Annotated in this window: 1 protein-coding gene; it reads left to right on the forward strand. The window is 70.2% G+C overall.

The window, feature by feature from the left end; genetic code table 11:
• Window positions 1-18: 18 nt before the first annotated feature.
• Window positions 19-933, forward strand: a 915-nt coding sequence (locus Y704_RS0116620) for an HNH endonuclease signature motif containing protein (protein WP_216699007.1), incomplete at its 3' end; no start/stop codon positions are given.

A 933-nucleotide genomic window follows, 5' to 3' on the forward strand; every position in this document is an offset into this window, starting at 1 on the left:
TTGGCTACGAGCCTGACGGTGACGGAGATCGCCTGTACCCTGTCGCTGTCGGAGCGCACCGCGGGGGTTTTGCTGCGCACCAGTCACGCGTTGTGCAGGGATTTCCCCGATACCCTGGTGGCCCTGCGCCGCGGGAGGATTTTCTATCACCATGCCACGGAGATCATCGAGCAATCCGAGGGTGTTCCATCCTCCGGCCGGGCGGACTACGAGCGGTGCCTGCTGGCGGCGGCTCCGGGACGGACCCGTGCCCAGCTGGCCCGACTGGGACGGCGTGAGCGCGAGCGTCACCATCCCGAGGCGATTCCGGTGCGCCAGGCCAAGGCCGCCGCGGACCGGCGCCTGGAACTGATCCCCGACAGGGATGGCATGTGCTGGCTCTCGGCCTACCTGCCCGCAGTCACGGCCTCCGGGGTGTTCGGCAGGGTGACGGACCTGGCCAGGGCCGTGCAGGGCCCCGAGGAGGCCCGCACCCTGACCCAGTTACGGGCCGACGTCCTGATGGACCTGCTCACCACCCCCGCCCCGAACACCGGTAGCGAAAGCGGGGCTGGCGTAAGCGGCGGGCCCGGGTACTCGGGCCGCGGGATTAGCGGCGCGGAGGTGCTGGTCACGATGGACGTGCAGACACTTCTGGGTTTCACCGACAACCCGGCACAGTTGGAAGGCTACGGGCCGCTCAGCCCGGCCTCGGCACGGGAGCTGGCCGCGATCAGCCGCCACTTCACGCCCCTGCTGGTCGGAGGCGAGACCAACGCGCTGGCCATGGGACGCACCGCACGACTGCCCTCGACACTGCTCCGGCGCTGGCTCCGGTACCGCGACGAAACCTGCCGGTTCCCCGGCTGCAACCGGGCAGCCGCGCACTGCGAGATCGACCACAGTGTTCCCTGGTCCCGGGCCGGCACCACCGACCACGACAACCTCGCCCAC

It is taken from the genome of Arthrobacter sp. Br18 (assembly GCF_000520555.1).
Lineage (GTDB): Bacteria > Actinomycetota > Actinomycetes > Actinomycetales > Micrococcaceae > Arthrobacter_D.